This window comes from Chryseolinea soli (genome assembly GCF_003589925.1).
Taxonomy (GTDB): domain Bacteria; phylum Bacteroidota; class Bacteroidia; order Cytophagales; family Cyclobacteriaceae; genus Chryseolinea; species Chryseolinea soli.
The window spans coordinates 4,500,399-4,521,269 of sequence record NZ_CP032382.1; the positions used below are offsets into that span (position 1 = coordinate 4,500,399).

Consider the following 20,871-nt stretch of genomic DNA (forward strand, 5'->3'; position numbering starts at 1 on the left):
CCGGGGCGATCGTGTGTTCTTTTGGCGACACGCCAACAAATTTTTCTAGCTCTTTTTCCAATACTACTTTTTAAGCCTATGTATAAACTCATCAATAGCCTCACTGTAAATAGCCGGTTGAGAGTAATTTCCATTTTGATCGTCATTTTTTCGCTGGCCTGTGTCTTACTGCTTTGGAATACTTCGCACTCGTATGACCGGGATGTAAAGGAGATCAACTACCTGACCGATCTGGAATTCCGTATTTGGCAAATCCGGAACAACTATAACTCTATGCGCGGCGACATTATGCAGGTATTTATTGCCGATCCCATTACGCAGCAGGAGTATGTGAAAGGCGCCTCCGTGCTCTTGCAGGAACGGATCGATCAGATCAAAGAATCCGCTGCCGGAATCCAAAAAGAGCGCCTGGACCCCGAGACGTTGATCATCTATCGTGATTTCGATGCCGCCCTGCAGTCGTACATCGCTTTCACCCTCGATAATTTGCCCGCGATCCAAGTTGTTCAGTTGGACGACTCCGTTGAATTCAATCGCATCCGAAATCTGTTGGTGGTCGATCTCAACCGTCACTTTCTGGTGCTGAGAGACCAAGCCATCAAGCTCATCGATGCGCTTCAAAACCATAAAGAAAATGTGATCCTGGCCATGGACCAAAACCGGAGAAGTAACCTATGGTTCACGATTTTGCTTTCCGGGTCGCTCCTCATGATCACCCTGCTCATCATTTTAGCCATCAGTAAATCCATCATTGCTCCCATACAAGAGACCGAGCAAATATTGCAACGCCTTTCTTCGGGCGAGCTTCCGGAAATAAAGGACTACGCCGGGAAGGATGAATTTTCCCGGATGCTCAGGTCCCTTAAGCTTTTTAATACGCACATCCATTACCTCATGGACTTTGTGAAGAATGTGGCCCAAAACAATTTTGCCGTGCAGGCTCAGATGTTCGAAGGTCAGGGGCCCATCGCCGCGTCGTTGGTGAGCATGCGTAACAACTTGCAAGTGGCTTATGCGGCAGAGGCGCAGCGCACGTGGGCGTCGCAGGGAATGGCCGAATTGGGCGAGCTGCTGAGAAGGCAACAGGACTCCAGCATGTTATACGACAGCGTGCTGAGCTTCATCGTGAAATATCTTTCCGCCAATCAGGGGGTCTTATATATCAGCGACGAGCAGCAAGGCGCACTCGATCTGGTGGCCGCCTATGCCTATGGCCGGAAGAAACACATGAAATCGACGGTCAATGCCGGCGAGGGATTGGCGGGCCAGGTCTTACTGGAGAAAAACCTGATGCTGCTGAAAGAAATTCCAAATGACTACATCAAGATTACCTCCGGCCTCGGTGAGGCATTGCCTCGCGTGCTGGTCATTTCGCCCCTTGTGACAAACGATGAAGTGTATGGCGTTTTGGAGATTGCCAGCTTTAAAGACTTCGATCAACACCAGGTGGAGTTTATAACGAAGATCAGCGAAGAGTTGGCCGTCATTGTCAAGACTACCCGGGTAAATGTGCGTACACAGGAATTGCTCCGGGAGTCGCAGCAACAAGCCGAAGAGATGAAAGCGCAAGAGGAAGAGATGCGTCAGAATGTGGAGGAACTGCAGGCCACGCAAGAGGGGATGGGGCGCATGCTGAAGGAGGTTCAACAAAAAGAGAAGGTATTCATGGAAACGCTGGATGCCATCCAGGCGCCGGTCATGGTCTTTGACAGGCACTATAAAGTGCTCCAAATCAACAAGGGTATGAAAAGATCTTACGCGGCCCTGGGCCTGAATGTGGAAGTGGGCGCCGACCTTTCAACTTTGCCATTGAAAAATGGGATGATCATGAGACAGTACTATGACCGGGCGCTGCAGGGCGAGGTATTTCACCAACGGCATCTTTTGGCAGGAAGTGATGACACCGGCAACACGATGATCGACCATTATGCTGCCATTCGCAATGGTGAGGGTGTCGTCACCTCAGGTGTTGTGATCGCCCATGAAACGGATGCATCAAAATATGGAACGATGCGCGTGGAGGGCGGCCGGTCATACAACGCCGTCGTATAGGATTAGGCTGGTCAACGCATTATCGGTATTGTGGAGAATGTTCCCCGGAACTGGTAATGTTTTGGGCATTTCTTCAGCAATGATCTGAATCGCTTTTTGACGGAACCGCAGCATGGGGGAGATTTCGTTGGTTTGTTGTCATTGGTGAGACCATGCGTCGGCAGGACATCATTTTATTTTAGGTATAGAAATTGGGACCCGCGAGTAGACAACGGTCGTATGACGAACGTTGATACGGACGTGCGCTCATGCTGTCTATAACGAAAAAATGAAATGATAAAAATATTGGCCCTGATTCTTGTGGTACTGGGTATTGCAGGTCTCACTCTTGGCATTCTGGGTGTGTTTGGCCCAAACGTGGTGGCGCTAAGTCCCTGGGCGTTGGCTATTCTCGGGTTTATCTTTTTTGTTTCCGGTATCGGCCTGCTGAAAAGCAGGAGGGATACGGATGAAATTTAGAGGCGCTAACCCTCGCGTCCCCGCCGTGTATCCTTTTCCGAAACATTGGGGCTGGACCGGTCTGGCGATATGCGTTTGTGCTTTCCCCAATCACCGTCCGACCCAAACTTACCGGCCTGACCGTGACCCTCGTCGCTGCTCACTTTCTCCTTTGATTTGTCCGTTTGACGCTTTTTTGTTTTCATGACTTTTGTAAATGATGGTCATTTAATGCCCTGCAAAAAAGGTACCCAACGGACTTACCTTAATCCATCTTCAGCCTGAATCCAAAAACAGGGAGTTCGCCCTGTTTAAAATCCAGGTCTTCGGATCGCTTGAAGCCCATGGTCTCATACATCTTCCAGGCGGTGAGCATCGCCCGGGTGGTGTGGATGATCAGTTGGTGTAGATTTTTGTCGCGGGTTTTCCGGATGCCGGCGTTCACGAGAAGCTTGCCAATGCCTTGGTTGCGTATGGAGGGATCGACGGCAAGCAATCGGAATCCGGAGCTGTGAAGTTCTCGGGTGGCTGTGCCACCCGAGCCATAGTATTTCATGTCGCCGAAATAAACCACGGCCCCGGCGATATGGCCGCTCTCGGAGACCGCCACGAGGAGTTCGGTTTCAGGCTTGGCCGTCAATGTTCCCACCGAAGCCAGCATCTGATAATATTGAGGTTGCTCCGACTCCTTTGGAAATCCCTCCAATTGGGAGTAGACGTTGACCATTAGTTTTCCAATAGCTTCGAATTCGTTGGGGGTTGCGTTTCTTACGGTGTGGGGCGTGTTCATCATTCGCTGGTTCTGGTTAACAAAGCGCTATTTAGCACGAAGTTAATGGAAGGATTTAAATCTGCTAAAGGGACTTGGTCTTGAAGGGATCACTTTATTTCGAGTTAAAAGTTTTTTGCCACTGAAGATTTTTTGCAGCGGCTTGCACTAATCTTGTCTAGCGCAGTATCATCCTATTGCAGGCCAGTCATGACGTTGTGTTTTAGGTTTTGCCGTTTTTATGAATTCAGAGCACTATCCACTCAGGGCAAGTGATGACTATCTGTCCTACTCATTTCTGAGCCTCGGGCATAGAGGACCGATTCTTAAGGTAATAACCTTCGATCCAATAGAGGCCGAACCTCATCAGGTATTTAACTTGTCGTTGGCGGATACAGTCAACGCGACAAAACAAATTAGAGATGACGTGATTTCGGATAATGGTGACAAGAACAAGATCATCGAGACGGTTGCTGAATCGATAAATATCTTTAGCGGACATTATTTCAAAGCCTACATTCTTATTCGGGGAAACTCGTCATCCAGAAATAGAATGTACCAAAATGGCCATTGCGAGTCGGTTGGAAAAGATTCGATTGCGGTATGAGATCTATGGATTGACCAAAATGGGTTGGCAGGCTTTTCTTAAAAATCAAAATTATGAGGGCTTTTTGCTGAGGAGAAATGATTAACTTTAGATAACGATTAATATGAGTGGCACTAAAGTGAAAAAGAGAAGAGGGGATGCTCCGGAAGGAGATGTTCCTAAAATAAATGTCCCCCAATGGGTTTGGGATCGGAACAATGATCCTAACGCCAAGAAGAGGATGGAAACTGCAAAAAAGATAATTGCTGTTCATGGGTTGCCAAAGGGCCGTGATGGCAAAGCCAGTTAGCTTCAACGAGAATGTTTGAGCGCTCTCCTGGCCTCGGCATGTGATGGGTTTCTCAATTCAAGTACTTTCTAAAAATATTCATTACCTCCGAAGGCGTTACATTCATCGATCCCCTGGCAATAACGTGATCTATAATCTCGCCCACAGCGTTTGGGTGAAGTCCCATTTTTATACCCAATGTAAAACAGTAATGTTTCTCACGCTCGTCAATCGCATCGTCGATCATGATGATGATGGCAAGCCGGTGAAACAGCGCGTAAATTTTATACTCCCTGTCCGGTAGTTCCAGCGTTGGTTCCATTTTAGGATCAAAATTCATCAGCTCCCCGGGACTTACGCCAAGCCGCTCGGCCACATTCTTTATATAGATCCCTTCAACCTTTGACAAAACACCGTCGGCCGCGGCAAGATGGTAAAGTGCTTTGAGGTGGGAGATTTTTTGCTGGTGATTGTCCACTATCGATTGTCTATTCTGGTTGGTGATCTCCTATAAATCCATCACTTCAGGCCTTCCGCCTGTTGAAGGGCTTCATAGGCGTTGACGATGCCTCCACTTTTTGAAAGTGTGTTGAACTTCACTTTTTTCGGTTTCGCTCCGGATTTGTTAGGCTGCAAGACTTTGTGATTGATTTTATAAGATGACTCCAGTAAAACCTGGATCAATTGCTTGCTCGTCAGGTCAGGATAATAGGACAAGACAAGCGCTGCAACGCCTGCTACTACCGGTGCCGAGAGGCTGGTGCCGTCGTTCATGCTGTAGTGGCTACTGGTGTCGGTTGAGATGATGTGTACGCCCGGGGCAAACAGGTCGACGTGTTTTTTTCCGTAGTTGCTAAAATCGGCCGCGGTGGCTTCCCCGTCGGCGGACGATGAGGCACCGATGTTTATCCAGGTGGTGGCCTCGACGCCGTTCAGATAGCGATCGCTGGGATAGCTTTCCACGTTGTCGATGTTGTTGCCATCATTTCCCGCACCGTGTATGAGCAGGACATCTTTTTCCTCGGCCAGTTTCACGGCGTCGTCAACAAATTTCTTTTGAGGAGAGAGGGGCTTTCCAAAACTCATGTTTATGATGTCGGCACCGTTGTTTACGGCATACCGTATGGCCAACGCAACATCCTTGTCGCGTTCGTCTCCTTCGGGCGTTGAACGGAGGCACATGATCCTGACCTCTGTGGCAATGCCATCGATACCCAGGTTGTTGTTGCGAACGGCAGCGATGATGCCCGCGACAGATGTACCGTGATCAGCGCGCGGACCTTTCACGTCGGGGTTTCCATAAGCCACGTCGTTTATATCGGTGGGATCGTCGCCCACCAGCGCACGCGCGTTCAGGTCTGGATTCAGATATTTTTCGAGCACACTTTTGTTGTATCTTTTGTAATCCTCGAGACCCTTTTCACTAAAGCCCTGCTCATAGCGCGGCAATAGAAAGCGTTTGGCTCTCATCACAGGCTCGCCGTATTCGGGCATTACCCTGTCCAGATCTTTTAGGGAATTGACCTCAATGCCTGTTTTGGTTTTTATCGTGGCCTTGGCCTCGAAGTAGAGTGTTTCAAACCTGGCAATACTCTCTTTTTCTTTTGTATGTTTGACTATGGCCTCTTCCTGTAATTTTTTTGCGCGCTCATAGAAGGGGCCGCTTCCCGTCTTGAAAATGCGTGTGAATTCGTAGTTCTCGTAATGCACATTCTCTCCGTTTTTATTACCAATGAAGTTCCAGCCGTGAACGTCGTCAATGTAACCGTTGTTGTCATCGTCGATGTTGTTGCCGGGGATCTCGTCTTCATTCACCCAGATCTTTCCCTGCAGGTCTTCGTGGTCAATGTCGACGCCGCCGTCGATCACGGCAACCACCACTACTTTTTTGGGCGTCTTGTTCGCGAGCAGTTCGCGGTAGGCTTTGTTAACGCTGGCGCCCAACTCCCTGTCCGTTGCCGGGTCATGATTTTGCCAATTCAAGTATTTGGCGTCAAGTTTATCGACCGATCGTTCCTGCGAAAAACCGGGAATGAGACAACAAACAAGACTGGAAGCCAGGAGGGATTTTTTTAGATGGGGAAACAACATACAACTAGTGGTAAAAACATATGAGGCAATGATATAGACTTCAGTCCAGACTTGCAAATCTTGATGGGCTTATGAATTTGTTGATGAAGAGCATCAATGAGGCGTGAGATTGGCATTCGCCCGGTGATCTTCTATCATTTCCTTGACCTTCAGATAGAGTTTTTTGCGGTAGGGGAATTTAACGTGCTCCGCAGGTCTGAAGGATCGCATGTCGAATACCTCGCTTTTAGTTATATAGATTTTGTGGCTCGCCAAGTCGTTGTCGCTATTTTCTTCGAGAGTTTTTTGAGGGGTGATCTGTGCCCATCTGTTCTGGCCCGCGAAAAAGACACCGAATTTTTTTACATCCTTTATGTAGATTCTTTTTTTTCGAAATAGCGTCGCGGTCTCAATATAGTCGGGGCCAAATCTGACCTTAGTTGCCTGAAAGTTCCATAGAACAATAGCAGGTGATAGTACAAGAACCAGAAATATCAATGTAACCCAGCCGTTTGGGACAAGTAGGATCATCCAGATCGACATAGCAGACGTCATAAGAAGTAACATCAAAGCGCAAATCAACAGCCATCCTTTCAAATAAGGGGTTCTGAATTCTGTATAGGGAGTCGTCATTTGTCGGGCGCGGACCGGAGCGGCGTACCTAAATGTAAAGATAAATTTGGGGCCGGGAAAGCCTTTTGATTGAAGTTGAGAAATTCAGCAGAACGGGATTGGCCGCCGTAGCATAGATCGCATAGTCCCCGAGGCGGGAGACTATGCTCCTGCGATGGGGGGATTATAAGTTCACCTTGACGGAGAGATTAAATACTCGTCCATCCAACGGCCCCCACACCGGTTTGAACGTTGGCAGCGTCGACGATCCTTCCACCAGCTTTTCGAATTTCGCCTGGCGGGCGTCGAACATATTTTCTACGTTCAAAATAATGCTGCCAAAGGGAAGTTTGCGTTCGATCATCGCGGCCCAGAACCAGAAGTTGGGAACGCGCGTGCTGGGATAGATAGTCTGGCTATTGTAATAATATTGGCTGGTGTAGACGTATTGGTTGGCCATGTAGCTGCCCTCGATACCCGTGCGCCATTTACCTTCGACGGCGTAAGCCAGCGTGGTTGAGAATTTGTCTTTTGGGTTGAAGGGCATGGGGTTGGTGCCGGTGTTGTAGTCTTGCAGGGCTTCCGTGTGATTGTAGCCTAAATAGAGTTCCCAATTTTTGTACGTGGCTTGCACATAACTGTCGGTGCCCAACGTGGTGACGGTGTAATTTTGATTTTCCATGAAGCTGGTGCGGTTCAATGTGTCGGTGATCACGCGCAAGGGATTGTTGATCCGTCCATAGTAGAACGCTTGATTTAGGCTCACCTCCACTTCATCGAACCAGGTGGTGTTATAGTTGATGTCGGCGTTGATGCCCACGGAGTGTTCGGACTTCACGTTGGCGCCGTTGTTGATCAGGGTGGGGGCGGGATCCACCAACGACAATACGTTCGGCGCTTTGTAGCCCGCGCCGGAAGCCAGGCGGAGGGATAGTTTTTCGGAGGGCTTGTAAAACAGCGCAATGCGGGGAAGGGGGAAATAGCCGTTGATATTGTGGTGATCGAGGCGCAGGCCGGTTTCGATGGTGAATTTTTCGGTCACTTGCCAGTCGTCCTGGACGAACACGCCCAGGGTCACGTAGTCGTAGTTGCTAAAGGGTATGCTGTCGGAAGCGGTCTTGCGGAACGATTCGGTGATGAGGTTCACACCGGTCACCAGCGTGTGTTTGCCCAGTTGGCGGCGGTCGCTGGCTTCGGAATAGGATGAGTATTGTGTGCCTTTGAAACGAAACCCGGGTACAAACCTGACAGGTACGGCGAGCTCGCGTTGGAAGGCACTGATGGCGGTTTTGAAAGAGAACACATGCTTCTCCGAAAAGGTGTGGTTGTATTGCGCATCCAGCCCGTTGCGAAATGTTTTTTCGGTGCGTAAGTACGGATGTTGTGCGTTGGTGCCTTCTTTCACCGCGGTCATGTCGCCGGTCTTCCGGTTGTCGATGGTGGACGTGATGCCGATGTTGAGCTTGGTCTTGTCGCTGAGGTCGAAAAAGAAACGCGGGTGGACGGTATAGTTTTGGTGTTCGGGCACTTCGCTATAGCCATCGTGGTTCACGTCGACAGCCGACTTGGCGTTGACACCCGCAAATAAGGTGTACCCGGTCTTGGCGTTGATCTTGCCGCTGAAAAAGGTATTCAGGTTTTTTTCCTTTAATGTTGAATAGTTGAATAATAAGGTGCGTTGTGGTTTTGCCGTGGGCTCCTTGGAAAGAATGTTGATCATGCCGGCAATGGCGCCACCACCATAGAGTGTAGACACCGAGCCTTTGATGATCTCTACCTGCTTAAGATCCAGGGGTGGGATGGACAATACACCCAGGCTTCCCGAAAAACCGCCGTATAACGGAAGTCCGTCGCGTGCCACCAGCGTATATTGTGGATCCAAACCCTGCATGCGGATGGCGTCGTTGCCGTTGATGGGGTTGGTCCGTTGAATCGTGATCACGGCCAGGTCACCCAGGATACTGGCCACGTTGCCCGGCACCAGCGTGCTCTCCTCATCCATCTCCTCCAATCCCAACACCTCCACTTTCAACGGAAGATCCTCGATATGCTGGTTGGTGCGCGTGGAGGAGACGATGATCTCTTCCAATTCTTCTTCCAACGCCGAAAGCCCGATCGTTAAATTTTGCATCGCCGGCACATTCACCGTCACCACGGTATCGCGATACCCCACAAACGAAGCCTTCAGCGCGAAACTTCCATTCGCCAAGTCCTTCAGGATAACATTTCCCGCCTTATCGGCCGCACCCCCACGATCGGAACCTTCCACCTGCACGCTGGCGCCCGGAAGGGCGTCGCCCGTGGCCCCATCCCGCACCGTCACCGTAAGCGTATGTTGAGCATAAGCATAAACCGAAAAGAAAATCAGGACGAAAGAGAATGTTAATTTCATAATGAAACAATCCTAATAAATTATGCCCGGAAAACTAAAAGCCAATTCTGTAGACTTTCGGTATTTCAAACCACTCCCAAAAGAATCTTTGAAAACCGGAAATCCCAAAGGACCAACGGCATAAAACAATCGACCCGCATAGCCACCATCTGCGAAGATTCTCTAAATTTACTCAGCCCGATGACAGGCTCCTGGCCCCGACTTATGAAAATTCTCATCATCGAAGACGAAACGGCCCTTCAAAACAGCATGCTCCAATTCCTGCGGCAGGAAAGCTACATATGCGAAGTGGCCGGTTCGGAAGAGGAAGCCGATGAGAAGATCATGCTCTACGACTACGACTGTATTCTGCTGGACATCAATCTTCCGGATGGAAGCGGACTAAATCTTTTGAAACGGCTCAAGGAGGCAAATAAACCCGAAGGCATTATCATCATCACCGCCCGCGACTCGCTCGACGACCGGGTGGAAGGTCTGAACCTGGGGGCCGACGATTATCTGACCAAGCCTTTTCATTTGTCGGAGTTGAATGCGCGGGTTTCGGCCGTGATCCGCAGAAAACAGTTTGGAGGAAACAACAGACTTAAATTTCACGAGATCACCGTCGACCTTCCGGGGAAAGCCGTGACGGTGAACGACCGCGCGGTGGAGTTGACGCGAAAGGAATACGATCTGTTGATCTTCCTGTTGGCCAACAAGAACCGCGTGGTATCCAAGAATGCCATCGCCGAACATTTGTCGGGCGATCATGCGGAAATGCTGGACAAGTTCGACTTCCTGTATTCGCACATGAAAAACTTGAAACGAAAACTGGCCGAGGCCGGGAGTGAAGATTATATAAAGACTATTTACGGCTTGGGTTACAAGTTTTCCGCATGAGACTATTACAGGTTAGTTTACGAAGCTCATTGCTGTATTCGCTCGTCATTGTGCTCATCAGCATCCCGGTGTCGCTGCTTTCGCTTCATAAGATCCTGAACGATGAAGTGGATGAATTGCTGGCGGCGCACACGGCCGAATTTCTGAAGCACATTAAAACCTTCGACTACCTGGACGACCTCGAAACCGATCTCGAAGTATTTGACCAGTTGGCCTATGACATCGACATCGGACCATCGGACGGCCGCGACACAGGGACCAGCCGCTACGAAACGGTTTCGTCATATGACAGTGTCGCGCATGAGCGGCGGCCGTTTCGCGAACTGTCTTCGCAGGTGGTCATAAAAGGAAAACCTTACTTGCTCACGCTGCGCATGTCGTTGGTGGATAACGACGAGCTCATCTACGCGATTGGCCTGGTTCAGTTTGCTTTGATCGTGTTGCTGGCCGGCGGATTGTTGCTGTTGAACCGTTCGCTTTCTAAAAGACTGTGGGAACCATTTTACAAAACCTTGAATCAGCTCAAAGCCTACCAGGTGGACAAAAGCGGAACGATTGCCGTGGTGAAAACCAACATCATCGAGTTTAACGATTTGAATCAGACCGTGAGTCACCTGGCCGACCGCAATCGGAAAGTATTCTTGCATCAAAAAGAGTTTATCGAAAACGCCTCGCACGAATTGCAAACCCCGCTAGCCATCTTCCAGGCCAAACTGGACCTGCTCATGCAGAAGCCGGGCATGTCCGAAGCCGAAGCGGCGCTCATCACCGACCTGGAGGCCACCGCCCAACGAATGGCGCGTCTCAACAAAAACCTGCTACTGCTCAGCAAGATCGACAACGAACAATTCACGGGCAAAGAAGAAGTGGAAGTGTCAAAACTCGCCGACGATCTGCTCTCCAATGTCACGTTCACAGCCGATGCCGAAAATGTTTCCATCACCCGCGCGCTCGAGCCGTTGCGGATCAAAACCAATAAGGCCCTGATCGAGATCTTATTGACCAACCTATTCCACAACGCCGTCCGCCATACGCCGGAAGGCAGTGTGCGGGTGCAGCTCCATGAACGGACGCTCACGGTGACCAATAACGGCAAACCGCTGACGATGGACGCTGAAAGAATGTTCGACCGCTTCACCAAGGAAAGTCCAAAGACTTCCAGTACTGGGCTTGGGCTGGCGATTGTGAAGCGCATTTGCGATACGTATGGATACGGGTTATCATACCGGTATGAAAATGGATGTCATGTTTTTTCGGTGACTTTTAATGGCGTCGTGTAGCCGGCGATGAGCTATTGTAAAAATGCCTCAACGGCATGCTGTCCGTTGGCGATGAGCATGTTCTTCTCTTCCGCTGACAACTTCCTGATCTTTGGTCCAATCGTCCCGCAGCTGATCGATACCGTTCTCTCCCAATCTGCCGTCGTGAGAGAAGATCGGTTCAGGTTTTCGATGGTGAACGTATAAAAGGCGCCGAGATAGTCCTTCAAGCGCAGGATGTCGATGGGAGCGAGGCCGCGATGTGCCTTGTCATAATCAATCTGTTCCGGCGAATCGATGCGAAAGCCCAGCGTGTGTGGATTAAATATTCGAACGGTCTCCGCCGTTGTGGTGACGGTCGAGTCGAACAGGGCGATCGGAAAGTTTCCGATGAACCCTCCATCGGCCATAATATCATAATAGCCGGTTGCTTTCTTCCGGTTTATGATCTCGCCCTTCTCGTTGATGCACACCGAAACAAAATACAGAGGAATGGACATGCTGATGCATACCGCATCTTTCACTTTCATGTCGGGATAGGTTTCGTGCGAAAAGATCACAAGCTTTTGATGGTTTAGGCTGGTGCCCGTGATGTACAGATCGCGGAATTTTTGGGCGTGAAGCTCCCGGAAGGTGATGTTGCCATTTCCGGTTTTCGCCCGGATAATGTTGTCCAGCCATTGTAAAAAATCCTGGTGACGGTACCATCCAAAATTCTCTTTCATGCGTTTGGCGCCGCCGATCACGGAGAAATTCCCATCCTTGAAGTGCTGCACTTTGGTATCGTAAATGATCGATTCAATTTCAGCGCTGTTATAGCCTAAAGCCACCGTCAACGCCGCGATGGCGCCGGCCGAAGTGCCGCCCACTCTCTCTACCGGAGACAAGAGTTGCCTATTCTCCAATTCTCGTACGGCACCAGCGAAAGCAATGCCTCTGACCCCGGCACCTTCAAAAATGAGATTTTTGTAAGTTTGCGCATTTGCCGTAAGTGCACAGAACACCAGGGCATAAGTAATTTTCAAACACAAATTTTTTTCGTGGCTTAGCCGTATTGATTTTATCATGGCGATCATCGCTTTTTGAGGAAAGACCACGGGTATCGGGAGAGGTTGCTTTTATCCGAATCGCGGCGGATCGGAATATTTCTATTTTTTTGCGTGGATCCATTCGGCGCCATTGATGTTGGACGCCGAAAAAATGCTTGATCGTTCCACCAAGGAAAGCCCGAAGACGTCTAGCACCGGGCTTGGGCTGATTTTTAAACTGAGCCTGCCGGCGCAAACTTGTAAGTTGTCGCCAAAGATTTGCGGAGATTTCTTGAAATTAGAAGTCATGATCAACTCCATCTCAGTAACCCTGTTAGATCCCGGGATCATTCCTTCACAAAATGGAGGGTCGCATTCAATTTTGGGTGGCGCACGTTAAGGAAATATACCCCTGCAGGTGCACCGGTTATATCCAGGAGATAACGATCGCTATCGATTTTCTGGCTGCGATAAAGAACGGGCCTGCCCATGGCGTCATACACTGTTACGTATTGATTTTCCGTCGTTATGTTATCGGGAAGGGTAAGATTGTAAATCCCATTGCCGGGATTTGAATAGAGGGTCACGCCGTTTGTTTTGGAAGACTCGCTTGCGGTAATGTATGCAACGGTAATAGTCTGCTGCGTCTTCGCCGGGCGATAGAAGAGGTTTCCTTTCTGGGAGGCTTCGATCGTGATCTCCCCGTCCTTTAATACCTTAAGGCTATATCCTTCTCCGGTATCGTCCACGACGGTGGCCACGTCGGGATTTGAAGAGGTTAACGTTATCGGCAACCCCGAGGTGGAGGAGGCATGTATAGCAGGAGAGCCTCCTTCAGGGATCCGGACCATGTCGAGGTTGATCTCCTGCTCCTTGTTAATTTCTGCTGACAATATTCCGCTCTCCAGGGCGCCCACATAAAGCACATCATTTTGGATGGCCAGGGTGGTGAAGAAGTAAAAAGGAAGATCTGTTGTAGAAAGCCAGGTCTTACCCCGGTCGTCTGAAACATAGATCTGACTGATGGCCGGAGCATAAAGCCTGTCCTTATAAGCGACAATTTTACCGTCGGCAGAGACATTCTCCACGCTTCGCCAGGTTTTCCCGTAATCACCCGAACGATAGAAGCCGTAGGAGGTGCTGACCAAAAAGATCGAATCCTGGACAAAAATGAATTTTGCATCCGGATTGTTGGCGTCGATGTTTATCTTTTTCCAATTATTTTCGGTGATGTCCGTCGTCCATAATCCATCATCATTACCGGCATAAAGCGTATTGTCGACCAATACCAGGTCGTTCATGGAAGTTGATGTCAAGTTATTGCTGTAGTCTTTCCATGTTCCATCATAATGATAGACGCCATCCTGGAGCGTGCTTAAAAAAAGTCCCTGGGGCGTTGTGACGAGGACATCGGCAAAATTGATCCATTTGGAATCCGTGTGCAACGAGATCTCCTCTCCCTTTGCCCCGGTGATTGCATCGTAATAAGCGATCGAATAATTTCCAACCATTGGAACTTTGTTGTTGGCAATTGGGCCCCTTCCAATATATCCACCTCCTGTTTTTTGAAAGGCTTGAAATAACTCGCTGCCAGGTTCTTTTTTATAGATGCCGGTATGTGTGGCAAAAGCAAACAGCGACCCGTCGTCGGACGCCTGGATCGAGGTATAGCCAAAGGCGCCTGTGATCCCCGTCAGCGCCTCGGTCCACTGTTGGCCCCCGTCGCTGCTTTTCATTACGCCATGCCACCGACCCAGTATAATTTGATCACCTTGAGCCCAGATGGTTTGAGCGGTGGAGTAATTAGCTTCCGAATAGATCTGATTCCAGTTATTTCCATCGTTGGCCGACGTAAAGGCTTTGTTGTTGCTAGCCACATACATCGTATTGTCGTCAATGAAAATATCGTAGATATTCGGATTTGAGAAACCGGTGTTCCGGGTTTCCCAGTGGTCACCCCAGTCTTCGGTGTAGTAAATGCCGTCGAACAGGGCTCCCACAAATAGTTTGTTCCCGGAAACCGACAAGCAAGTGATTTGCTTACTGGGAGGGAAGCTCGTAGCTTTATCTTGCCAGGTTTTTCCGTTGTCTTCTGAAATGAACACGCCACCCGCTTGGGTTCCCGCAATCACCCGTTTGCCGGTCACGCTGATGGCCGTTATGGTTTGGTCCTGCAGTGCAACTACTTCGGTGACTGGACTGAAAAAGTCAAGACTTGTCGTGTAGTATAGCCCTTTTTCTGTGCCAATGAAAACGGTGTCGCCAGAGACACCCAACGCGGAAAACTTGGGAGCATTCGTTAAATCCGGAATCATGAAACTCCAGGTTTCACCATTGTCCTTTGAATAATAAATGTTGTTGAACGTCCAGGTAAACAAATTCCCATCCCGGTCCTTCGTCATGGAAGCTTCGTAATAAATACTGTTGAAGTCACCTTTCGTTTTTGTCCACGACGCTCCCTGGTTGTCGGAATAATAGGAGCCCCCGGACGTGGATAAAAAAACTCTGCCGTTTTTCCCTTGAACGAGGTCGACGGCGTAGTAAATATCCCAGGGGCCAATTGATTTTAGCGATTGACCGGTGACGAAGGACGAAATGAAAAGAAGGAATACAAGGATTGGTAACGATTTTCTCATACTAAACGGGATGAAGAAACAAGTATACAAATTTTTCTGTAAAAGTGCATCCCGTAGTGGCTACCGGCCACCACTTCACCCACGCAGTCTGCCGGTTTAATACTGGGTGTGCACCCAATCCGCAATGGCCCGCTGTGAACGTATAGCCGAATCATTGCCGGGCATTCTTAGCTCAACATTTTTTCCTTCGCCGTCGATGAGTGCGCCCTGGCAATTGTCGGCGAGTTGGAGGCGTAAAATTTCCAGGAGCTCCGCTTTCAGGTTGGCATTGGTGATGGGGAAGCAGACTTCGATACGGCGGTAGATGTTGCGGATCATCCAATCGGATGAGCCCATAAAGATCTCGGACTGGCCATTGTTTTCGAACAGAAAAATGCGGCCGTGTTCGAGATAGCGGTCGATGATGCGTTTTACGGTGATGGTCTCGCTGATGCCTTTCACACCCGGGATCAAACAACAAATGCCCCGCACGATGAGCCGGATCTTTACTCCCGCCTGCGAGGCTTCATAGAGCTTGGCAATGAGTACGCGCTCCTCCAGGTTGTTGAGTTTGATGGTGATGCCGCAAGTTTTTCCCTCCCTGGCGTGTTGAATTTCGCGATCGATCAAAGCGAGGAAACGCTCTTGCAGGTTGAAGTGCCCCACCAACAAATGCTCGAAGGAGAGATCCGTTTTGCGCGACCGCTTTTTCCGTTTTTTCAGGAAATCAAAAAGCCATTGAATTTCCGTAAGCATGGGTTGGTGAGCGGTGAGCAGCACGTGGTCGGTATAGAACCGCGCCGTGCTTTCATTAAAGTTACCGGTAGCGAGCAAGCCGAGCAAAGAGGTCTTTTTGTGGTGCTTGCGTTTCACGAGGGCCAGCTTGGCATGCACCTTGAGACCGGGAATGCTCTCGATGATGCGCACACCTGCCGCCTTCATCTGCTTTGACCATTTAATGTTGTTGGCCTCATCGAACCGCGCTTTCAATTCAACAAACACGACGACGTGCTTTCCGTTTTTTGCGGCGCTGATCAGCGCATTGGCGATACGCGATTCGGCGGCCACGCGATAGAGGGTCACATAAATGGCCTTCACCGTCGGGTCGAGCGCGGCTTCCGAGAAAAAACGCAGCACGGTGTCGTAGCTGTGATAGGGTGGGTGAAGCAGCATGTCTTTTTTTCGGATCTCCTGGAAGAGCGACGATTGCCGGGGAATGGGCAGGCGCGTGATGGGCCAGGGCTCGTAACAGAACTTGCTGTCCTTCAACGGCAGGGTGGCCAGGTCTTTGAGGTTGTGATAGGCGCCTCCGACAATAAAGTTGGCGGTGCCCAGGTGTAGTTTCTTCTTTAGGATGGCCAGTGTGTGCGGGGTGAGGCCGGGTTCGTATAGGAACCGGGTGGCAAAACCCAAGTCGCGGGTGCCGATGCGTTGCTCGATCTTTTCGGCAAGGTTGCCGCTGAACTCGTCTTCCAGGTTCAGGTCCGAGTCGCGGGTGATCTTTATGCTTTGATGGGTAAAAATCTTCTGGTGAACGATCTTACCCAGGTTAAGTTTGATAATATCCTCCAGGAACAAGATGTACTGAATGCCGTTGTATTCCACGCGATAGAACCGCGGCAACTCCTCCGACGGTACGTTGACAATGTAAACTTCCTTGCCCTTTCCCGTCGAACGCGTGGTGACCACCAGGTATAATTTGTTGTTCTCCGGGAAGAATTCAGTATGCTTCGCGATCTTGACCGGCTGCAGGAAGGTGGCGACGGTGTAGGTGAAGTAGTCGTTCACCGCGTCGTGGATAAAATCGGGAATGGGTTCGTTGTAGATCAGGTGTATGGCGTTGGATCGCAGCGCCTGCAGGATGTCTGATTCGATCACGCTGCCAAAGCGCTTCTGTTGACTCACCACGGTTTCGTGTATGACCGGCAAAGTCTGTTTCAGCTCTTTTTCTTCGTTCTTGTTCACCACGGCACTCAACGCCGTGCGGGCGGGCATGCGCACGCGATAAAATTCATCGAGGTTCGAGGAATAGATGGCGAGAAAGCGGATGCGTTCCATCAAGGGCACCGCGTCGCGCTGGGCTTCCAGGAGCACGCGTTCGTTGAAGGAAAGCCAGCTCAGATCGCGATCAAAGAAGGGGTAGGGAACAGGGGCGGGGTCGGTTTTGTGGGCCATGCGCGGTAGGGTCGGAAGAACAGTCCTTGCCAAAATAATCAAATTAAAGACTGCACAGACAACGGACGCGATGCTTATTTTATTGCCGGTAGCCGGCCCTATTGGCCATGGTCCGGGTGTCTTGTTTTGGGTGGCGGAGGTCTCGATTATTTAACAATAACTTAAACCCGGCGGCGCACGCGGTTGACCGTGAATCACTATCTTTTTGGATGTTCACTTCCTTCCGGCAACGGCTGCTCTTTTGTTTTTCGCTCATCCTCGGCGCAAGCTTTCTGATCGTGATCCTCACGCACTATCATCAATTGGCCCGGGAAAAGATATCGCGTTCCACGGCCCTCATCGAATCGGCCTATGTGTTGATGTTGAAAGACATCAACATCAAGAGCGACCTGTTCAACCAGGATGTTCACCAACCCGCTTTTTTTGAAACCCGGACCAGCCCAAACTTGCGGGATCATCAGCGGATGAAAGACTCCATCGAACTGACCCTGGACGCCGCCATCGCTTCATTCCAGCATTTGCCCTACACGATGGATTCGGGATTGTATGTTGTGGAGCGACAACTCAAAGGATCGGAAGCACTCTTCGACACCCTGACCGCGCTCCTGCTGGATCGCGGCTACAAAGACTACAATCTCGAAGGCGCCATGCGCCGTCACATTCATTGGTTGGAAAACCACCACGCCATTCCCGCCGATAAGATGTTGAGCCTGCGCCGGCACGAAAAAGATTATATTATCCGGCAGGAACCCGAATATGTTATGAAGCTCAACGCGATGGTGACCGACCTCATGAAGCGTTACCCGTCCTCTTCCGACTCAGCCGCGGTTCACCTGGCCGGCTACCGCGACCGGTTCAATGAAATGGTAGCCCTCGAGACAAGGATGGGCCTGCGCAACAACTCCGGTTTGAAACGGCAGATGGACGACAAGCTCAAAGCGATCGGTCATTCCCTGAACCAGGTGGTGATCGAGGCGCAGGCACGCGAGAAGGAAAGTTTAACACAACTCAATCGCCTGTTTCTATTTCTCTCGTTGCTTCTGGTGATGCTGAGTGTCGTGGCCAGCTTTATCATCGCCCGGCGGATCACGCGACCGCTCACGGAGCTTACGGAATTCATCACCCGTTTCATCGACAGTCAATTCACCGTGGAGGAAAAAGCGCCGACCGTGCGCACAAAGGATGAGATCGGCAAGCTGGCCGCGAACTTTACGTTGCTGAAAGATGAGGTGATCAGTCACCTGAAATTTTTCAAACAAAAAGTAGATGAGCGAACCGCAGAATTAAACCACGCCAATCAACGGCTCCTGGCTATCAACGAAGCGAACGCGCGCTTTGTGCCGACGCCGTTCCTGAAGTTCCTGGGAAAAAATTCGATCGAGGAAGTAGGTCCCGGCGACCAGGTGCATGGCGAGATGACCGTGCTGTTCACCGACATCCGGGCGTTCACCAATTTATCGGAAACGTTAAGCCCGCAGGAGAACTTCGATTTTGTCAATACCTACCTGCGCGAGATGGTTCCCGTCATTGAGCGCCACAAGGGCTTTATCGATAAATTTATTGGCGACACCATCATGGCTATTTTCCCCGACTCGCCCGACGGCGCCGTCGATGCTGCGCTGGATTTTTCGAAGGCCATCGCCCGCTTCAACGAGCATTTGCGGGCGAAGAACATCGCGCCTATCGCGATTGGCACGGGCATTCACACCGGCAAGTTGGTGTTGGGCACCATCGGCAACGCGAACCGGCTGGAGACGACGGTCATCTCCGATGCCGTGAACATCGCTTCCCGCCTGGAAGGCCTCTGCAAGCATTATCATGCGTCCATCATTGTTTCGGACGACACGCTCGTCAAGGCCAACGCGCTCAGCAAACGCAATTTCCGCTACCTGGACGATGTGCGCGTGAAGGGAAAGCTGAAATCGATCCGCGTTTTTGAAGTGTTGGACCCTGAAAAAGACAGTCTCAAAATTTCATACCTCACGCACTATGAGAGCGGCATCGCCCGCATGAAGGCCGGCGATCATGAAGAGGCCCGCCAGATCTTCGCGGCCCTTCATCAAAAAAATCCCGCCGACGGCCTGCTCTCCCTTCTTCTGCAGCGCTGTGAGAAGCGAGCCGAGCACGGGCCTTCGCTGCCCTGGGATGGTGTCGAGATCATGCACGTGAAATGACCAACGCCTACGACCTTGTGGTGATCGGATCGGGGCCGGCCGGCGAGAAGGCGGCGGTGAAGGCTGCCTACTTCAATCACCGCGTGGCCCTCATAGAGCGAGAGAAAGTTTTTGGAGGTGCAGGCATTCAAACCGGCACGCTGCCTTCGAAGACCTTGAAGGAAACAGCGCTTTACTTATCGGGTGTTTACAATAAAGGCATCTTTAGCATCAACCGCGAACTGGCCGGGAATGCGGGCATACAGGATTTTATGTACCGGAAGAACCTGGTCACGCACCGGGCAGCCAACGAAGTCGAACGCAATCTGAAACGTCATGATGTGACCGTGTATCACGGGCAGGCTGAATTTGTGGATGCCCATACATTGTCGGTCACCAGCGAATCGGGTGTGAAAATTGTTTACGCGCATCACATCCTGGTGGCAACCGGTTCTTACCCGTTTCATCCGCCGGCTATTCCTTTTGATGGTGTGCGGGTTCATGATTCCGATACCATTCTCAATATCGATCGTTTTCCGAAATCACTTTGTGTGCTGGGCGCGGGCGTGATCGGCTGCGAATACGCTACGCTTTTTGCCGCGATGGGCATCACGACCTACGTGGTGAACAACAGCGATAAAATACTCGGCTTCCTCGACCACGAGATCGCCGACGGCCTGGTGGAACGCATGAAGAATGCCGGCATTTCCATTTTGTTCAATAACGGTGTCGGTCCTTTTGAAGTGCCCGCTGATCACGACAAGCCCCTAACCATTCCGTTGCAAAATGGAGAAGTACTTCACGTGGACATGTTTCTCTTTGCCGCCGGGCGAAGTGGCAATATCCGTGGGTTGCATTGCGAAAGGGCAGGCATTGCGATAGGTCAGCGCGAGACCATCGTAGTGAATGCCCATTATCAAACCAACGTACCGCATATCTACGCCGTGGGTGATGTGATCGGGTTTCCAGCGCTGGCCAGCATCAGCATGGAGCAAGGACGCGTTGCCGTGTCACATATGTTCCAAACGCACGACTTGGAAAACCTTTCACAGATTTTTCCTTATGGAATTTACACGGTGCCGGAAGTGTCAATGGTGGGTCTCACCGAAGAGCAGGCAAAGCGTGAGGGCATTTCCTATGGCACGGGCTATTGCTACTACCGCGACACCTTGCGCGGCGAGATCCTGGGAGACCAGGACAACGGTTTTTTAAAACTCGTCTTCGAGACGTCGACACATGTTATTCTGGGGGTTCACATTATGGGATATATGGCCACCGAGATCATCCACTTCGGCTTGTGTGCGGTGAAAGATAAACGAACCCTCAACGAGATCATCGCCACGGTGTTCAACTATCCAACGTTGCACGACCTGTACAAATATGCCTGCTATGATGGGTTGGGAAGCCTGGCCGGGAAGAAGATAAAGAAGGCGGGAGAAATCAAGCGTTGATCCGGTCGTAGGGATGGCTTTTGCTGGAAAAGTCAGTACATAGAAAAGGCTGCGTTTTACGGCAGCCTCTTCAAATCTGAACCAATAATCTAATGACCTCTTT

The 20,871-nt window shown here is 50.5% G+C and carries 17 protein-coding genes; 8 read left to right on the forward strand and 9 right to left on the reverse strand.

The window, feature by feature from the left end:
- The first annotated feature begins 78 nt into the window (after window positions 1-78).
- The gene (locus D4L85_RS19255; protein ID WP_119755833.1) at window positions 79-2,052 is read left to right on the forward strand and encodes a GAF domain-containing protein; all 1,974 of its coding nucleotides are present in this window, start codon (window positions 79-81) and stop codon (window positions 2,050-2,052) included.
- Window positions 2,053-2,325: 273 nt separating this feature from the next.
- Window positions 2,326-2,511, forward strand: a complete 186-nt coding sequence (locus D4L85_RS19260) for a hypothetical protein (protein WP_119755834.1) — start codon at window positions 2,326-2,328, stop codon at window positions 2,509-2,511.
- A gap of 5 nt (window positions 2,512-2,516) precedes the next feature.
- Here the strand turns inward: D4L85_RS19260 and D4L85_RS19265 are convergent, their stop codons facing one another.
- Both D4L85_RS19265 and D4L85_RS19270 read right to left on the reverse strand, forming a co-directional pair.
- Window positions 2,517-2,696 carry a hypothetical protein gene (locus D4L85_RS19265; protein WP_119755835.1) on the reverse strand — a complete coding sequence of 60 codons (180 nt, stop codon included), beginning with the start codon at window positions 2,694-2,696 and terminating at the stop codon, window positions 2,517-2,519.
- Between the two features lie 59 nt (window positions 2,697-2,755).
- The gene (locus D4L85_RS19270) at window positions 2,756-3,283 is read right to left on the reverse strand and encodes a GNAT family N-acetyltransferase (protein ID WP_119755836.1); all 528 of its coding nucleotides are present in this window, start codon (window positions 3,281-3,283) and stop codon (window positions 2,756-2,758) included.
- Between the two features lie 217 nt (window positions 3,284-3,500).
- Between D4L85_RS19270 and D4L85_RS35145 the strand changes: the two genes are divergently transcribed.
- Together D4L85_RS35145 and D4L85_RS35150 are read left to right on the forward strand one after the other, a co-directional pair.
- Window positions 3,501-3,866 (forward strand): DUF6934 family protein, encoded by a 366-nt coding sequence (locus tag D4L85_RS35145; protein ID WP_119755837.1) that lies wholly within the window; start codon window positions 3,501-3,503, stop codon window positions 3,864-3,866.
- On the forward strand, window positions 3,823-3,951 hold the full coding sequence (locus tag D4L85_RS35150) for a DUF6934 family protein (RefSeq protein ID WP_418219832.1): 129 nt from the start codon (window positions 3,823-3,825) through the stop codon (window positions 3,949-3,951). Before D4L85_RS35145 ends, D4L85_RS35150 begins: the two co-directional genes overlap by 44 nt.
- Window positions 3,952-4,207: 256 nt before the next feature.
- On the opposite strand, the gene D4L85_RS19285 is transcribed toward D4L85_RS35150, so the two are convergent.
- From D4L85_RS19285 to D4L85_RS19300, 4 genes are all read right to left on the reverse strand, one after another.
- On the reverse strand, window positions 4,208-4,612 hold the full coding sequence (locus D4L85_RS19285; RefSeq protein ID WP_160143845.1) for a TerB family tellurite resistance protein: 405 nt from the start codon (window positions 4,610-4,612) through the stop codon (window positions 4,208-4,210).
- A gap of 41 nt (window positions 4,613-4,653) precedes the next feature.
- Window positions 4,654-6,225, reverse strand: a complete 1,572-nt coding sequence (locus D4L85_RS19290; protein ID WP_119755840.1) for a S8 family peptidase — start codon at window positions 6,223-6,225, stop codon at window positions 4,654-4,656.
- A gap of 93 nt (window positions 6,226-6,318) precedes the next feature.
- Entirely contained in the window at window positions 6,319-6,747 is a 429-nt protein-coding gene (locus D4L85_RS19295; protein ID WP_160143846.1) for a hypothetical protein, read from the reverse strand.
- A gap of 253 nt (window positions 6,748-7,000) precedes the next feature.
- Window positions 7,001-9,208: a TonB-dependent receptor gene (locus D4L85_RS19300; protein ID WP_119755842.1), complete on the reverse strand. Its 2,208-nt coding sequence runs from the start codon at window positions 9,206-9,208 to the stop codon at window positions 7,001-7,003.
- Between the two features lie 204 nt (window positions 9,209-9,412).
- Here D4L85_RS19300 and D4L85_RS19305 point away from each other — a divergent pair, with 204 nt between their 5' ends.
- Window positions 9,413-10,087 (forward strand): response regulator transcription factor, encoded by a 675-nt coding sequence (locus D4L85_RS19305; protein WP_119755843.1) that lies wholly within the window; start codon window positions 9,413-9,415, stop codon window positions 10,085-10,087.
- Window positions 10,084-11,367, forward strand: coding sequence for a sensor histidine kinase (locus D4L85_RS19310; protein WP_119755844.1), 1,284 nt, complete (start codon window positions 10,084-10,086; stop codon window positions 11,365-11,367). Before D4L85_RS19305 ends, D4L85_RS19310 begins: the two co-directional genes overlap by 4 nt.
- 11 nt (window positions 11,368-11,378) lie before the next feature.
- On the opposite strand, the gene D4L85_RS19315 is transcribed toward D4L85_RS19310, so the two are convergent.
- From D4L85_RS19315 to ppk1, 3 genes are all read right to left on the reverse strand, one after another.
- Entirely contained in the window at window positions 11,379-12,371 is a 993-nt protein-coding gene (locus tag D4L85_RS19315; RefSeq protein WP_160143847.1) for a patatin-like phospholipase family protein, read from the reverse strand.
- A 350-nt stretch (window positions 12,372-12,721) separates the two neighbouring features.
- Complete coding sequence (locus D4L85_RS19325) at window positions 12,722-15,010, reverse strand: T9SS type A sorting domain-containing protein (RefSeq protein ID WP_119755847.1); 2,289 nt, start codon at window positions 15,008-15,010, stop codon at window positions 12,722-12,724.
- A 96-nt stretch (window positions 15,011-15,106) separates the two neighbouring features.
- The gene (gene ppk1, locus D4L85_RS19330; protein ID WP_119755848.1) at window positions 15,107-17,164 is read right to left on the reverse strand and encodes a polyphosphate kinase 1; all 2,058 of its coding nucleotides are present in this window, start codon (window positions 17,162-17,164) and stop codon (window positions 15,107-15,109) included.
- A gap of 209 nt (window positions 17,165-17,373) precedes the next feature.
- On the opposite strand from ppk1, the gene D4L85_RS19335 reads away from it, so the two are divergent.
- Both D4L85_RS19335 and sthA read left to right on the forward strand, forming a co-directional pair.
- Window positions 17,374-19,338: an adenylate/guanylate cyclase domain-containing protein gene (locus D4L85_RS19335; RefSeq protein ID WP_160143848.1), complete on the forward strand. Its 1,965-nt coding sequence runs from the start codon at window positions 17,374-17,376 to the stop codon at window positions 19,336-19,338.
- Entirely contained in the window at window positions 19,335-20,768 is a 1,434-nt protein-coding gene (gene sthA, locus D4L85_RS19340) for a Si-specific NAD(P)(+) transhydrogenase (RefSeq protein WP_119755850.1), read from the forward strand. The genes D4L85_RS19335 and sthA overlap by 4 nt, the downstream gene beginning before the upstream one ends.
- Window positions 20,769-20,871: the final 103 nt, after the last annotated feature.

Excerpts from the sequence above, each read along its gene's own strand:
- D4L85_RS19255 (WP_119755833.1), top strand. The coding sequence starts at position 79 with ATGTATAAACTCATCAATAGCCTCACTGTAAATAGCCGGTTGAGAGTA.
- ppk1 (WP_119755848.1), bottom strand. The coding sequence starts at position 17,164 with ATGGCCCACAAAACCGACCCCGCCCCTGTTCCCTACCCCTTCTTTGAT.
- D4L85_RS19270 (WP_119755836.1), bottom strand. The coding sequence starts at position 3,283 with ATGATGAACACGCCCCACACCGTAAGAAACGCAACCCCCAACGAATTC.
- D4L85_RS19265 (WP_119755835.1), bottom strand. The coding sequence starts at position 2,696 with ATGAAAACAAAAAAGCGTCAAACGGACAAATCAAAGGAGAAAGTGAGC.
- D4L85_RS35145 (WP_119755837.1), top strand. The coding sequence starts at position 3,501 with ATGAATTCAGAGCACTATCCACTCAGGGCAAGTGATGACTATCTGTCC.
- D4L85_RS19305 (WP_119755843.1), top strand. The coding sequence starts at position 9,413 with ATGAAAATTCTCATCATCGAAGACGAAACGGCCCTTCAAAACAGCATG.
- D4L85_RS19310 (WP_119755844.1), top strand. The coding sequence starts at position 10,084 with ATGAGACTATTACAGGTTAGTTTACGAAGCTCATTGCTGTATTCGCTC.
- sthA (WP_119755850.1), top strand. The coding sequence starts at position 19,335 with ATGACCAACGCCTACGACCTTGTGGTGATCGGATCGGGGCCGGCCGGC.
- D4L85_RS19295 (WP_160143846.1), bottom strand. The coding sequence starts at position 6,747 with ATGTCGATCTGGATGATCCTACTTGTCCCAAACGGCTGGGTTACATTG.
- D4L85_RS19300 (WP_119755842.1), bottom strand. The coding sequence starts at position 9,208 with ATGAAATTAACATTCTCTTTCGTCCTGATTTTCTTTTCGGTTTATGCT.
- D4L85_RS19335 (WP_160143848.1), top strand. The coding sequence starts at position 17,374 with ATGTTCACTTCCTTCCGGCAACGGCTGCTCTTTTGTTTTTCGCTCATC.
- D4L85_RS19260 (WP_119755834.1), top strand. The coding sequence starts at position 2,326 with ATGATAAAAATATTGGCCCTGATTCTTGTGGTACTGGGTATTGCAGGT.
- D4L85_RS19290 (WP_119755840.1), bottom strand. The coding sequence starts at position 6,225 with ATGTTGTTTCCCCATCTAAAAAAATCCCTCCTGGCTTCCAGTCTTGTT.
- D4L85_RS19325 (WP_119755847.1), bottom strand. The coding sequence starts at position 15,010 with ATGAGAAAATCGTTACCAATCCTTGTATTCCTTCTTTTCATTTCGTCC.
- D4L85_RS35150 (WP_418219832.1), top strand. The coding sequence starts at position 3,823 with ATGGCCATTGCGAGTCGGTTGGAAAAGATTCGATTGCGGTATGAGATC.